At 62.6% G+C, this 13,738-nt stretch carries 10 protein-coding genes; 3 read left to right on the top strand and 7 right to left on the bottom strand.

The window, feature by feature from the left end; all coding sequences use genetic code 11:
• Positions 1-143: 143 nt before the first annotated feature.
• From pqqE to C0Z18_RS28955, 7 genes are all read right to left on the bottom strand, one after another.
• Complete coding sequence (pqqE, locus tag C0Z18_RS28985; protein ID WP_102648878.1) at positions 144-1,286, bottom strand: pyrroloquinoline quinone biosynthesis protein PqqE; 1,143 nt, start codon at positions 1,284-1,286, stop codon at positions 144-146.
• A gap of 1 nt (position 1,287) precedes the next feature.
• Positions 1,288-1,569, bottom strand: a complete 282-nt coding sequence (gene pqqD / locus C0Z18_RS28980; protein WP_102648877.1) for a pyrroloquinoline quinone biosynthesis peptide chaperone PqqD — start codon at positions 1,567-1,569, stop codon at positions 1,288-1,290.
• On the bottom strand, positions 1,566-2,312 hold the full coding sequence (pqqC, locus tag C0Z18_RS28975) for a pyrroloquinoline-quinone synthase PqqC (protein ID WP_102648891.1): 747 nt from the start codon (positions 2,310-2,312) through the stop codon (positions 1,566-1,568). Before pqqC ends, pqqD begins: the two co-directional genes overlap by 4 nt.
• Positions 2,313-2,317: 5 nt before the next feature.
• The gene (pqqB, locus tag C0Z18_RS28970; RefSeq protein WP_102648876.1) at positions 2,318-3,247 is read right to left on the bottom strand and encodes a pyrroloquinoline quinone biosynthesis protein PqqB; all 930 of its coding nucleotides are present in this window, start codon (positions 3,245-3,247) and stop codon (positions 2,318-2,320) included.
• Positions 3,248-3,315: 68 nt separating this feature from the next.
• Positions 3,316-3,390 (bottom strand): pyrroloquinoline quinone precursor peptide PqqA, encoded by a 75-nt coding sequence (gene pqqA / locus C0Z18_RS28965; protein ID WP_006410019.1) that lies wholly within the window; start codon positions 3,388-3,390, stop codon positions 3,316-3,318.
• 346 nt (positions 3,391-3,736) lie between these two features.
• Positions 3,737-5,725, bottom strand: coding sequence for a sigma-54-dependent Fis family transcriptional regulator (locus C0Z18_RS28960; RefSeq protein WP_102648890.1), 1,989 nt, complete (start codon positions 5,723-5,725; stop codon positions 3,737-3,739).
• Positions 5,726-5,939: 214 nt separating this feature from the next.
• Positions 5,940-8,285 (bottom strand): TonB-dependent receptor, encoded by a 2,346-nt coding sequence (locus tag C0Z18_RS28955; protein ID WP_102648875.1) that lies wholly within the window; start codon positions 8,283-8,285, stop codon positions 5,940-5,942.
• 517 nt (positions 8,286-8,802) lie between these two features.
• Between C0Z18_RS28955 and C0Z18_RS28950 the strand changes: the two genes are divergently transcribed.
• From C0Z18_RS28950 to C0Z18_RS28940, 3 genes are all read left to right on the top strand, one after another.
• Positions 8,803-10,530, top strand: a complete 1,728-nt coding sequence (locus C0Z18_RS28950) for a methanol/ethanol family PQQ-dependent dehydrogenase (protein WP_102648874.1) — start codon at positions 8,803-8,805, stop codon at positions 10,528-10,530.
• Positions 10,531-10,635: 105 nt separating this feature from the next.
• Entirely contained in the window at positions 10,636-11,937 is a 1,302-nt protein-coding gene (locus C0Z18_RS28945) for a c-type cytochrome (RefSeq protein ID WP_102648873.1), read from the top strand.
• A gap of 11 nt (positions 11,938-11,948) precedes the next feature.
• Complete coding sequence (locus tag C0Z18_RS28940) at positions 11,949-13,319, top strand: sigma-70 family RNA polymerase sigma factor (protein ID WP_102648872.1); 1,371 nt, start codon at positions 11,949-11,951, stop codon at positions 13,317-13,319.
• The last annotated feature ends 419 nt before the right edge of the window (positions 13,320-13,738 follow it).

Genomic DNA, 13,738 nt, shown 5'->3' with positions numbered 1-13,738 from the left:
TTCGAGCACTATAACGAGCATCATCCCCATAGCGCGCTGAAATACCGTTCGCCACGCGAATTCCGGCGCAGGACCGAATCATCAACTCAAGTGTGAGGCGGTGTCCGGAAGTACGGGGGCAAATCCATAATGGCAATCGCCCCTCACCCCCGCCGCATACTCCGAAACACCAACGGCCGTTCCTCAACAGCCCTGGCATCCCGAGCAAACGCCACAACCTTCTCCACCTCGGCATGCTTCGGCGACTTCGAACAAACCGGATCCGCGGCTCTCGCATCGCCGGTTAGCGCATAAGCCTGGCACCGGCACCCTCCGTGATCCTTGCCGCGTTCGTCACAACTGCGGCAAGGCTCCTGCATCCAATCTTCGCCACGAAACGCGTTAAACGCGCCGCTCTCATACCAAACCTGCGAGAGCGACGCATCCTTCACATTCGGCAACTGCAAGCCCGGCAGGGTCTTAGCCGCATGACAGGGCAGAGCAGTCCCATCCGGCGCCACGCCAAGAAAAACCGACCCCCACCCATTCATACAGGCCTTGGGCCGAGTCTCGAAGTAATCGGGCACGACAAACAAAATCCGGCACCGCTCCCCAACCATAGCGCGATACCGATTAACCGTATCCTCGGCCTCGCGCAGGGCCTCCTTAGTAGGCATCAACTGCTCGCGATTGAGCATTGCCCAACCGTAGTACTGCGTATTCGCCAGCTCCAGATACTCGGCCCCGATATCAAGGGCCATCTCGATGATCTGCCCTACGTGTGGCAGATTGAACCGATGCAGCACACAGTTGAGCACCATCGGATATCCGTGTGCTTTGATCAACTGCGCGACCTTGCGCTTGAGCTCGAACGTCTTAGTACTAGAAAGAAAGTCATTCAACTCCCGAGTCGAGTCTTGGAACGACAGTTGAATATGATCGAGCCCGGCGAGCTTGAGCGCGGCGATGCGCGTCTCCGTCAGCCCGACGCCTGACGTAATCAGATTCGTATAAAACCCAAGCCCGCGAGCATGCGCAACGAGCACCTCAAGATCATCACGAACAAGAGGCTCTCCACCGGAAAACCCAATCTGCACAGCCCCCAACTTACGTGCATCGCTGATCACCCGGAGCCATTCCTCGGTATCGAGTTCGGGCCCATGGCTTTCAAGATCCACAGGGTTATAACAAAACGCGCAGTGAAGCGGACACCGGTACGTGAGTTCGGCTAACAACCAAAGCGGCGCCGACGTCCCATCCGAACCTATTCCCGTCCCCGACCCATAACCCTGAGCAAGCGTATCCATCTCAAGCCACCCAGCCACGCTGACGCGCGTGATCTAAAAACCGATAAACATCGGCCGCCAAGTCCTGCGCATTGAAAAGCTCCTCAAGCTCGCTAATGATCTCATCCAGCTCCCGAGTCCCATCGCATCGAACCAGTATCTGCCCGGCGCTAGGATTGAGCTTCACCATCCCCTCGGGATAGAGCAGCACGTAAGCATCCTGCTCCGTTTCCCATTGCAGCCGGAACATTGGCAAGAGGCGGGGCCGCAGCGGCGCCCCGCTCATGGCGTTGGCATAGGTCATCGCGAGTACGCCTTTTCAACGGCGTCGAGCATCGACCAAAGAATGTCGAGCTTGAACGTAAGAATCTCGAGTGCGCGCTGTTGCATCGCGCTCGTCCGAAAGTAATCGAGCGTGACGGCGAGACCGTGTTCGACATCGCGCGTCGCAAGCGGAATCCGGCTCCGAAAATATCCAAGCCCTGTCGATTCGATCCAAGGATAAAGCGAGGGCCACCCAGCAAGCCGGTCCTTATGAATCTGCGGCGCAAACATCTCCGTGAGCGACGAGCACACAGCCTCTTGCCACGGAGCACGACGCGCGAAATTCACATAGGCATCCACGGCGAACCGCACGCCCGGCACCACATGTTTGAGCGACCAGAGCTCGTCGCGCGGCAACCCCACCGCATCGGCAAGCCGCGCCCACGCTTCAATCCCACCAGCGTCGTCCCCATACCCATCGTGATCGAGAATGCGCTGCACCCAAAGCCGCCGCGTCTCGCGATCGCCGCAATTCGACAAGATCGCCGCATCCTTCAACGGGATATTGATTTGATAGTAGAAGCGGTTCGCTACCCACCCGCGAATCTCGTCGGGTGAGCATTGCCCGCTATTGAGTCGGATGTTGAACGGATGATGAATGTGATAGCGAGCCCCGAGCGCACGTAACTGCGCTTCGAACTGCTCGCGTGTCCATGGTGCGTCGTCCGTCTGCGTCGAAGAATAAGACCCAGCCGGCGCAACGGGCGTCGCGTGTAAGGGAATAGCGCTCAAGGCTGCACCTTTAATTCCATGCCGTCTTCCGCGATCTCGATGCCGTGTTCGCGCAGGCTTGCACGCTCAGCGGAGTGAGGATCGAGAATCGGGTTCGTGTTGTTGATATGAATGAGTACTTTGCGTGTGGTGCTCGGCAACGTATCGAGCAACGCAATCATTCCGTCGTTGCCGTTCGCGGGGCGCTGAGCCAAATGCCCCATATCCGCTGCACGTTTGCGTGACAGGCCGAGATCGATCATCTCGGTGTCGGTCCAGAACGTGCCGTCCACGAGCACGAGTTGCGCTGAATGCATCGCGGAGACGACAGCGTCCGATGCATGCGCAAGCCCCGGCGCATAGAACGCACGCGCACCGGTTTTAACGCTTTCAATGACCAGTGCGATGTTGTCGCCGGGGACGGGTGCATTGCGATGCGGCGAGTAGGGTGGTGCGGCGCTGTCGATGGCAATGGCCGTGAAGCGCACACCGCTTAGCCTCTCGATGGCAAAAGACTCACCCAGCGCAATCGGATGCTGTTCGACACCGCAGTAATGGCTAAGCAAAGGAATCAGCGGAAACGCACTCGACAAATCATCGAGTACGGGCCGCGTCGCATAAAGCGGCAACGGGCTCGTGCGTTCGCGCAGCATCAGCAGGCCGGTCACGTGATCGATCTGCGCATCGCAGAGCATGACGGCGGCGATGCCGCTATCGCGCAGCGCGCGAGCCGGTTGCAGTTCGGGGTGTGCGCGTAGTTGCGTCAGCAAGTCGGGCGATGCGTTGATCAGCAACCAATCCTCGCCGTTCTCGCTCACCGCGATCGATGACTGGGTGCGCGGCTTGAAGCCGTTCGTCAGCGCGCGCGTGCGTGTGCAATTCGCGCAATTGCAGTTCCATTGCGGCAGGCCACCGCCTGCGCCGGAGCCGAGAACCTTGATCAACATGGCAGTGCCCTTGGCAGCGGCCGCGCACGAGGGAAGTGGGCCTCGCGCACGGCGCGCTCACCTACCCGTTAGCGGTTGGCGATGTACATCGTGATTTCGAAACCGAAGCGCAGATCGGTATAGGCGGGCGTGGTCCATTGCATGGCTGTCTCCTTCATTGAGTTGAACGTCGTTGAAACTGCGTAACCGCATCGTTTGTTCAGCGGTCGAATCGTTAAAGCAAGGGCTATGCCGATGCGAACGCGAATTCGCTCCCGCAGGGAGCACAACAATGCGGGGCAAGGTTCAAAGCACGAAGTGAACGAGCCGATCGGCGATCGATGCCAGGATGAAGGGGACCGATGAGGTAATGAGGGCTGCCGTCATGCGTGATGGACACAATCGTGCGACAGCGGGTGTTCTAATCGGCGACACCCTGTCGCAAAATGCGACAGGGGTTCAGGTGAGGCGAGACGGAGGAAGGGGGGAAGGGAAAGCGGAAACGGGGAGTCAATCCTCGCTATCGCTCTTCGTCGGAGCAATAGCGGGCATCTTGCGGTAAAGCGTCGCGCGCGACACGCCCAGCGCGCGGGCAGCAGCGGAGACGTTGCCGCCATGCAGCGCCAGCGTCGCGGCAATGGCTTGCGCTTCCACGTCCTGAAGCCGCGTGCCCTGCTGGGTAGGCGTCTCCACGGGCGCGAGCACAGCGGCGGGCTGCTCGTCGATCTTTTGCAGGTCGTCGAAGAAGTCGTCGGGCAGATGCTCTCGGCGAATCTCACCGTCGTCGTCCACCATCGCGGCCGCCGTGCGCAGCAAGTTGCCCAGTTGCCTAAAGTTGCCGGGCCACGTGCAGTGCTCGAAGAGCCTCATCACTTCGGGGGCAACCGATAGATGCTGTCCGGCCCCGCCCCTGAGCACTTCCCGTTCGAGCATCTTGCCGATGACCACGGCAAGATCTTTGCGTTCGCGCAGCGGCGGCAATTTAACGACGAGCCCATTCAGCCGGTAATACAAATCCTCGCGGAAGCGGTTTTGCGCAATCATCTCGCGCAAATCGCGGTGGGTGGCGCAGACGATGGCGATATCGACGGGAATCGTCTTCGTCGAACCGAGCGGGTTGACGATGCGCTCTTGCAGCACGCGCAGCAGCCGCACTTGCAGCGGATACGGCATGTCGCCGATTTCATCGAGAAAGAGCGTGCCGCCGTGCGCTTGCACGATCTTGCCGACAGCGCCTTTCCGGCGCGCGCCGGTAAACGCCCCTTCTTCATAGCCGAACAGTTCGGATTCGATCAGCGTCTCGGGAATCGACGCGCAATTGACGGCGACGAACGGCCCGGAGCGCCGCGGCGACTCGTTGTGGATGGCCTGCGCCAGCAACTCTTTGCCGGTACCGGTCTCGCCGGTGATCAACAGCGGAATATCTTTGCCGATAACCTTACGAACCTTCGCGATGACGGTCGAAACTTGCGGATCGCCGGTATCGAGCTGGTCGAGCCGCAGCGTCCGCAGCGTGGTGCGCACGCTCGGCGTCGCACTCGCCGGGGCTTGGCCCGGAGTCTCGCGCCGCCCTTCCGCCGGCCAGCCGCTCGTCGTCAGCAAGGCGCGCCGGAATGTGACGCTCGCGCAAACGGCCGCGCCGTTATAAAGGTTCAGCGAAAGAATCGGCTCTCGGCTCGCGCGCAGGCGATCCACGAGTTCAGCGCTCGTCATCCCGAACAGCGACGAAAGCGTATGCGCGCGCAGCGCCGCCAGCGGCAAGCCCAGCTGAAATTGCGCGCTGCGGTTCGCGGAGAGAAAGCGGCCGTCTCCAGTGAAGGCGGCGATTCCTTCCATCAGCGTGCCCAAAAACTCGGGACGCGAATGGAAGCCCACTTGCAGTGTGTCGCGAAACGTCGAGGAAAACAGATGATTCTCGATCATCTGCACGGACATCTTCGCAAGTGCCATCGTGTGCTGATGGTAGCTGCGGTAGTCGCCCGTCACGTCGAGCACGCCGATCACGTCGCCGTACGGATCGAGGATCGGTACGCTCGAGCACGTCAAAAAGCGATTCGCCTCGAGAAAATGCTGATCGCCGTGCACGACGGTCGCACTGCGCTCGGCCAGCGCCGTCCCGATCGCGTTGGTGCCTTGCCGTTCCTCCGACCATTGCGCGCCGGGCCGCAGCGCCACTTTCTCGGCGCGAGCGAGAAAATCGTCGTCGCCGATCGAATGCAGGATGAGTCCCTGCGCATCGGTCAGCACGACCATGCTTTCAGTATTGACGATCTGGTCGCGCAGCGTTTCCATCACGGGCATCGCATGCGCGCAGAGGATGCGGTTCTGCTCGACTTTGAGCGCGAGCTCGGATGTGGGCAGGATGTCGTAATCGGGACGTGCGCCTGTTAGCAGGCCATAGCCCTGGGAGCGTTCATGTGCCTTCTGAATGCACGGCGTGGGCCAACCCGACTCGCCACCTGCCACGGCATGCCCGGGGCGATGAACGACGTTGCGCATTGTCTCCTCCTGATCGAGCGTCGGCTGCCGCCAAAACGCTTTTGACTCCGATAAGAGCAAAAAATGCGCCAGCTCGCAACCACGTGCGATACCGTCCACTCCAAGCGCAATCGATCGGCATCGATCCAATACGATGACGCCCGATCGCGCAAAGGAGTATCCGGAGATATCCCGATCCCGTCCGAGAATGCGCTAATCGTTCACGGTCCGCCCCCTAATCCCACGCATACCGAACCCCCACCCACGCGCCTCTTGGCGCCCCAGGTCCGACGAATTGTTCGTTGATCGGCGCCGCACCGTCGAACGTGTGGTTGGGGCCGTTGAAGAAGTTTTGGCCGAGCACGCCGTAGCTCGCATAACGTTTGTTCAATACGTTGGTCACCGTCGCGAAAACGCGCAGATGCTTCGTCACGTCATAAGTAGTATCGAGATCGATCAAGAAATAGCCGGGAATTTTGCCGTTCACGTCTCCATTGTTCTGGTCGCCTTGCGCATAGACGCCATCGCGGTAAGTCACGTTCGTGCCGATCTTCGAATTCGGCGTCGCCGCGTAATCGAGCCGCAGCTTGACGGTATTGGCGGGAATGCCCGGCAGGCGGTTGCCGGGCCGAACAGCGATGTTGCCGTTCGCATCGGCGCTCGAGTTGCTCGGGCTGCTCGCGGTCCAACTCGAACGATAGGTGGCGTCGGTATAGCTGTAGCTCGCGGTCACGCCGAGTTTGCCCCATTGCGTATGACCGGAAAGCTCGATGCCCTGGCGCCGGGTCTTACCGACGTTCTGAAAGAAGCCTTGCGCCGATGCGGGTGCACTGATGAATTCGATGTCGTCGAAAAGCGTCGTGCGATAGACGGCTGCGCTCCACGTCGTGTTGCCGCCAATCTTGCCGCGCGCGCCAAGCTCGAAGGTTTTGGAGACGACCGGGGCAAGGGCCGGATCGGAAACGAAGTCGTTAGGCAGCGAGCAGGGCGCAGCGGGGTCGGCGCAGGTCAACTCGATAGCGGTCGGCGTGCGCATCCCCTCGTTGTAACTGGCGTAGGCGGTCAAACTCGGCGTGGGATTCCACGTGAGCCCGATCGCCGGGTTCAGCCGCGAGAACACATGGCTGCCGTCGAGTTGCGGCTGTACGCCGCTTTCGTCGCCGATCTTCGCCTTCGCCCAGTCGTACCGGCCCGAAAGCGTCAAGGTCCATTGCTTCGTGAGCGATAGCGTGTCCTGCATGAACGCGGCGAGGTTGGCGTCGCGCGTTTTCGCATTCACTTTCTGAACGAAATCGCCGATACCGATCGCGGCGCGCGAATCGGTGAACGAGGCGTTCTGCGTCGATTCGGTGTAATGCGAGTTCGCGAAGTCGGCGGCCACCCCGGCTACGAACTGGTTTTGCATCCCCCCGAGTTTGCCTAGCAGGGTCAATTGCAGGCTGGCCCCGTAGCTATCGGTGCCCACCATCGACTTCACGTTGCTGCCCTGGAGTGTATCGATCGAGCCGTCGGGCTTAACGGTCCCGAAGTCGGTGTTGTTGTTGCTGCTCAAGTTGCGGCTGACGAACCGGCGAAAGTAGACGTTGCCACTCAACTCGGTGTTGTCGTTGAAGTAATGTTGGCCCGACAGCGTCGCATAGCCGGCACTGTTCAGGTTCCGATCGGGGTAGGTGTAGGCCTGCCGGAAGTCGTCGAGGAACGAGCGCGGGATGGTCTGCGTGCCTTGCAGATCGTTGTCGGCGCCCCCCGCGGAAAACGCGATGGTGGTGTCGGCATCGGTATAGCGCAGCTTGCCGAAGCCCTGCCGCACGCGGCTCGAATTGTGGCTGGCCCAGCCGCCGTCGTTCGCGACGTTACCGGTGACGTAGTAATCGAGGTGGTGGCCGATCGTGCCGCCTTGCTCGATCGCTGCGGTCTTGCGGCCCCACGAGCCGCCCGTGATTTCGATGTCCCCGCCCGGGTGCGCCTTGCCGTCCTTCGTCGATATGGCAAGCGCGCCGCCCAGCGTATTCAAGCCGAACATCGGGCTCGAGCCCGGCACGAGTTCGATCGTGTCGATGGCTTGCTGCGCAATCCAGTCCCAGTTCACGACGTTGCCGAACGGCTCGTTGATCCGCACGCCGTCCATAAAGACGGAGAGTCCTTCGGGTGTCCCGAGCAGGGGCGACGCCGTGAAGCCGCGATAGTTGACGTTGGCCTGGTACGGGTTTCCCTGGGCGTCGTTGACGTCCACGCTCGGCAGGTTTTTCTCGAAGTAGTCGCTCAGCGTCTCTCGATGCTGCTGCTCGAGTTCGCGAGCGTGGACGACCTGCACGTTGGCCGCGACTTGCCTCAAAGGCAACCCGATGCCGACGAGCGGCGTCGTGCCGATTACGACAACCGGCTCGAGGGTCGCGACGACGGTAGCGGGGGGCGTGGGTGCAACGGGCAATGCGCGGTCGGGCGCGCTCTGCGCGATGGCGGAAGCCGAGGGCCACGCAAGCGCGCTCGCGACGATGCTCCACGCAACGCGCGAAGGTTGCTTCGAAGAATCCGGGCGATGGCGTTTCGTTCGAAGAACATGAGTAGCACTCCTAATCATTGGACATCCGCTGCGCGAGCGCGTCCTCTATCGTCAACCGTCTCATGGTCTCCTCCACGTTGCCTCGCTCGTTTCGTTGTGTGCGTCTGTGGGCTCGTCAAGGCGAGAACCATGCCAACGCTCGGTTCGTGAGGGGGCGGTCGATCGTTAGCTGCCTACGGGCGGTCTCCATAAGCCGCCCGTCCTTCGTGGGCTGTCTCATCGCGTAGGCAGTGTCTCGTTTCGCGACACTTCGATCGCCGAGGGTGTTTCAGTTTTTGACGGCGGTCATCGGTGGACAGGTCGCCCCGCATGCTCGGTGAATAGACGCCGCAAGCGCCCACTCGCGCTTCACGCGGCGTTGCGGCGCGGATGGCACACCCTTTGCGTTCAGCGTGGTCCGCGGCCATTCGTCGCGCGTTGAGTCTCCATCCTCGACGCCGTCGCGCCGCAATAAATCGACGAACCTAGCTTGGCATGGGACCGGCATTGGGCAACGAAGCGAAAGCGCCCACGCCGGCCGACACAGGAGACACACATGAATCGAAGGTCCTCTTCGGCCACTTGGCAGAAGGCGCTCGCAGCTTGCGCGCTCACCGCCATCGGCCTCGCCCCGCAGCTCTCGAGCGCAGCGGACGACTATCCCGCGGTCACCTTCGACCGCTTGACGAACGCGCAAAGCGATCCGGGCTGGCTCACGTACTACCGCAGCTACGACGGGCAGTCTCATTCCCCGGCCAAGCAGATCGATACGGCGAACGTGAAGAAGCTCGGGCTCGCATGGAGCTATAAATTCCCGGCCGATTTGCAGCAGGGTTTCGAGGCCACGCCGATCGTCAACGGCCGCTACATGTTCGTCACCACGCCGAAGGACAACGTCTATGCATTCGATGCGGTCACGGGTAAGGCGCTCTGGAAATACGAGCCGAACCTCGGGCCGGAAGCGTTCAAGAACGCTTGTTGCGACGTGGTGAATCGCGGCGTCGCGCTCTACGGCAAGAACGCGTACATCGCGATGCTCGACGGCGAGATCGTCGCGCTCGACGCGCAATCGGGCGCGGTCGCCTGGAAGAAGCGGATGTTCGACCCGGGCACGGGCTACGCCTTCTCGCTCGCGCCGCTCGCGATCGACGGCGCGATCGTGGTCGGCAACTCGGGCGGCGAATACGGCGCGCGCGGCTTCATCGCGGCGCTCGATCCGGAGAACGGCAACGTGCTGTGGAAGCGCACGACGATCCCGGGCGCAAAGGAGAAGGGCGGCGACACGTGGCCCGACGGCATGCAAGAGCACGGCGGCGGCGCGTCCTGGCTGACGGGCACGTTCGATCCGGCGACAAAAACGCTGTTCTGGGGTGTCGGCAATCCGGGGCCGTGGCTCGCGTCGCTGCGTCCGGGCAACAACCTCTATAGCGATTCGCTGCTCGCGCTCGACCCGAAATCCGGCGAGATCAAATGGCACTACCAGTACACGCGTAACGACACGTGGGACTACGACGGCGTGAACACGCCGATCCTCGCCAAGATCCAGCACGGCGGCAAGGACTACGACGCGATCATCCACGCCGATCGCAACGGCTTCTTCCACGCGATCGATCGCTCAACGGGCAAGCTGATCTATGCGAACGCGTTCGTGAAGGCCACCTCGGTCACGGGTTACACGGCCGACGGCGAGCCGATCGAGGATCGCTCCAAGTTCCCGAACGTCGGCACGACGATCGATACGTGTCCGAGCTTCCTCGGCGGCAAGAACTGGTGGTCGGTTTCCTACGATCCGGAGCGGCACTTGGCGTTCGTGCCTTCGCTGCATGCGTGCATGAGCTTGTCGGGTAAGTCGGTGAGCTACATGGAAGGGCTGCCTTACCTCGGCGAAGGCTTCGAGATCAAGCCGGAACCGGGCAGCAAGGGCTACGGCGAGTTGCAGGCGATCGACGTGAACACGGGCAAGAAGGTGTGGAGTCACTGGAGCAAGATGCCCTGGAACGGCGGCGTGGCCAGCACGGCCGGCGGTCTCGCCTTCAGCGGCTCGCTCGACGGTCACCTCTATGCGTTCGACGCGGCGACGGGCAAGGTCCTGTGGCAGAGCCCGAAGCTGGCGAGCGGCATCATCGCTCAGCCCTCGGTGTTCGAAGCGGACGGGCAAGAGTACGTGGCCGTGCTCGCGGGCTACGGCGGCGCAAACCCGATCTGGGGCGGCCCGATGGCGAAAACGGCCGACAAGGTACCGCGCGGCGGCACGCTCTATGTCTTCGCGTTGCATCACGGCTGATCGTTTCGGCCTCGGTTAGTTAGCCTCATCCAAAGCGCTCGATGTCGCGGCCGCCCGTTGATTTAGTGCGGCGGCCGCGGCGCGGCACTCATCGGAAGTACGATCATGAATACGCATCTTCATCAGTTTGCGGCGGCGGCGATCGCCGTCGCCGGTCTGGCCATCGCTTCGTCGCCCGCCATGGCGGACGCGCCGATTCGCATCTGCACGTTTCCCGGCAGCCCCTCTGCCGCGCTCGATAAGGTCGTCGCCAAAGACGCGTTCAAGGCGGCCGGCATCGCCGCGACGCTCGTTGAAAACGGCATCGGCGGTGGCGACGATGACGACGGCGTCTCGTTGAAGGAATTGCGCCGTACGCTCGGTCACGGCTGCGATGTGATCGCGGGCTTCCCGCGTTCGTCGGTGGCCGATGCCTCGGGCAATGCAATGCGGTTCTCGCGCGGTTACTTGGACGCCAGCTACGTGAGCGTCGAAGCGAGCGCGCACTCGCAGGCGCACGCGGCGGAGCAGGTGGTGGCGGCAACCTATGGCAGCCCTTCGCAACTGATCGCCGTGCAAGAGCAACACGCGCATTTCGATCTCGAGAACACGCCCGAATTGACGGTGGATGCCGTGGCGAGCGGGCGCGCGGTGCGTGCGATCGTGTGGTATCCGGCGGTCGTCGCTTATCAACAAGCGCACGGCGCCCAGCAGTTCGATGTGCGCAAGACGCGCTCGCCCTATTCCGACTGGCAGCTCGTCTTCGCGCTCGGTTCGAACGCCGCCGCGTTGCAGCGCAAACTCGATGGCGCGCTCACCACGATGGCCGCCGATGGGCGATTGGCGACGTTGACGCAAGCCTGGACTTTGCCCGAATCGAGAAAGGCGGCGCAGGCGAAGGCGAAGATGCCCGCCTTCGCCTATCTCGACGGCCCGGTCGCGGCAAAGCGCAACGGCATGCTGCGCGATGCGGGCTATGCGACGGCCGGCGCCGGACACATCGTCAAAATTTCGGCGGAAGTGGCCGCGCCTTCGGTCTCGGGCGCGCCGTCGTTCGACCGCGGCCAAGTCGCTCATGGCAAGGCGCTTTACGGCAGCAGTTGCGCCAAATGCCACGGCGCGAATATGCAGGGCATCACGGCGCCGGCACTGAGCGGCCCGGCATTCGCACCGGCCTCGGGCTCGCATCTGACGATCGGCGGCATTTACACCTACATGTCGACGAACATGCCGGCGGACCGCCCCGGCAAGCTCAAGGATTCCGAATACGCCGACATCATGGCCTACCTGCTCAGCGCGAACGGCTATGCACCGGCCAAGGCCAAATTGACGGCCGACAGCGCGCGCACCTCGACCGTTCCGCTGAACGCCGGGCCGCTCGGCGTGGGTCGTTCGGCCGACGGCACCTCCACGGCCTCGGCAAAATGAGTACGTGATCGATGGGCATCCTGGCAAACGAGCAACATGCGGCGCGCTCGGCGCCGACCGATTCCGTCGCGCTGTTTCTGCGCGAGATGGCTGCGACGCCACTGCTCAGCCGCGATGAGGAGCTAGCATTCGCACGGCGTATCGAGGCGGCGCGCGTCGCCGGCGTGATGCAGTTCGCGCGTCATCCGGCGGCGTTGGACGAGCTGGCGTCGATCAGGCGCGAGATCGTGGACGGCAAGGCGCCGCCCAGCAGTTACGTGTTCGGCTTTTCGCTGGACGAGCCCGATGCGGCACTGAGCGACGGTATCGCGCAAGGCGGCGTCGAAGGGGAAGACTCGCCCGAGCGGCAATCGGCGCTCATGGCGCAATTGGCCTATATCGAGCAAGCCGCCGATACGTTGCGAGAGGCGATCGGTCGCGCCGGTTACGGCTCGTTGGCTTACCGGCGTGCGCGTCGTGAGCTGCAGGCGAGAATGGGCGTGGTGCGCTTCACCGGGCGCGCCATCGAGCGGATGGCCCAAGCGTTCTCGCGGCATGGCGCCGCTACGTCCGAGCCCGTGCATGTCGATGCGATGTCGGTTGAAGCGATCCTTCCTCGCTTGGCGCGGCGCATCGGCAACCAGCTAGCCGCCATCGATCGCGGTGCGCAGCAGGCGCGGGTGTCATTGCTCAAGGGCAATTTACGTCTCGTCGTATCGATTGCCCGGCGTTATAACGAGCGTGGCCTCGCGCTCGCCGATCTCGTGCAGGAAGGCAATATCGGGCTCATGAAGGCGATAGAGCGGTACGATCCCGCGCGCGGTTTCAAATTCTCTACCTATGCGACGTGGTGGATACGTCAGTCGGTTCTCTATGCGCTAGGCGATCAAGCCAGAATCATCCGCGTGCCTGTGCACACGGCCGATACGCTGAGCAAGCTGAGCCGCGTCACGCTCGATCACGTAAACCGCGTGGGCGGCGTCCCCACGCATGCGGCGCTGGCAAAGAAGATGGGAATGCCGCTCGATAAGGTGCGCGAGCTGACGAACATCGTGCGCGATCCGGTTTCGATGGAAACGCTTGCGGCCCCCGGTAGCGATGCGACGATCGGCGAGTTCATCGCCGATGATGCGATGCCCACGCCCGAGGAACTCGTCACGGCGCATCGCATGCGGCGTGCGGTGACGGCCGCGATCGAACAATTGCCTGCGCGCGAAGCCGATGTCCTGCGGTTGCGCTTCGGCATCGGCGTCGCGGACGAGCATTCGCTGCGCGAAGTCGGGCGGCAGTTGAATTTATCGGCCGAGCGCGTGCGGCAGATCGAAGTGCGGGCGTTCGAGCGGTTAAGAGGCGAGCCCGGCTTCGCTCGTTTGAAGGCGTACGTGAGCGCGGGCGGGCATTGACGACGGGAGGATCGCCGTGCCGGGGGAATCGACTTGCATGGGTAGCGGACGCGAAGCGTTCGCTTGCGCGGCGCCGATGTATTCGATATCGACTTGGGAGCGAGGCGAGCGCAGGCGGCTCACTGCGATCGCCGCTGTCGTGCTCGCGCTGCACGTCGTGGCGGGCATATCCTTTCTCCGGCGGGACTTGGATGTCGACCGCCTTGCCGTGCCACGTCGCGCGCCTCTTCTGATTCATCTCGTGACTGTCCCAGCGACGGGTGCGGCGCCTGTTAAGGCCATCGAGCCCGTCGCCAAGCGCACTGAAGCGGACAGGTCGGTACGTCGCCACGAACCTCCGGTGAAACGCGCGCAAGGCGGTGCTCGTACGGACACCGACACCGTTCGCCCCGCAGCGCCGAAACAAACCGAATCGCCGC

This window comes from Trinickia dabaoshanensis, assembly GCF_002879885.1.
Classification (GTDB): domain Bacteria; phylum Pseudomonadota; class Gammaproteobacteria; order Burkholderiales; family Burkholderiaceae; genus Trinickia; species Trinickia dabaoshanensis.
Note: the sequence above shows the minus strand (reverse complement) of the source record. Positions and strands in the feature narration are given on the sequence as shown.

What these genes read in the sequence shown, in the direction of transcription:
- pqqE (WP_102648878.1), bottom strand. Translation starts at nt 1,286, where the DNA reads ATGGATACGCTTGCTCAGGGTTATGGGTCGGGGACGGGAATAGGTTCG.
- pqqD (WP_102648877.1), bottom strand. Translation starts at nt 1,569, where the DNA reads ATGACCTATGCCAACGCCATGAGCGGGGCGCCGCTGCGGCCCCGCCTC.
- pqqB (WP_102648876.1), bottom strand. Translation starts at nt 3,247, where the DNA reads ATGTTGATCAAGGTTCTCGGCTCCGGCGCAGGCGGTGGCCTGCCGCAA.
- C0Z18_RS28960 (WP_102648890.1), bottom strand. Translation starts at nt 5,725, where the DNA reads ATGCGCAACGTCGTTCATCGCCCCGGGCATGCCGTGGCAGGTGGCGAG.
- C0Z18_RS28955 (WP_102648875.1), bottom strand. Translation starts at nt 8,285, where the DNA reads ATGATTAGGAGTGCTACTCATGTTCTTCGAACGAAACGCCATCGCCCG.
- C0Z18_RS28950 (WP_102648874.1), top strand. Translation starts at nt 8,803, where the DNA reads ATGAATCGAAGGTCCTCTTCGGCCACTTGGCAGAAGGCGCTCGCAGCT.
- C0Z18_RS28945 (WP_102648873.1), top strand. Translation starts at nt 10,636, where the DNA reads ATGAATACGCATCTTCATCAGTTTGCGGCGGCGGCGATCGCCGTCGCC.
- C0Z18_RS28940 (WP_102648872.1), top strand. Translation starts at nt 11,949, where the DNA reads ATGGGCATCCTGGCAAACGAGCAACATGCGGCGCGCTCGGCGCCGACC.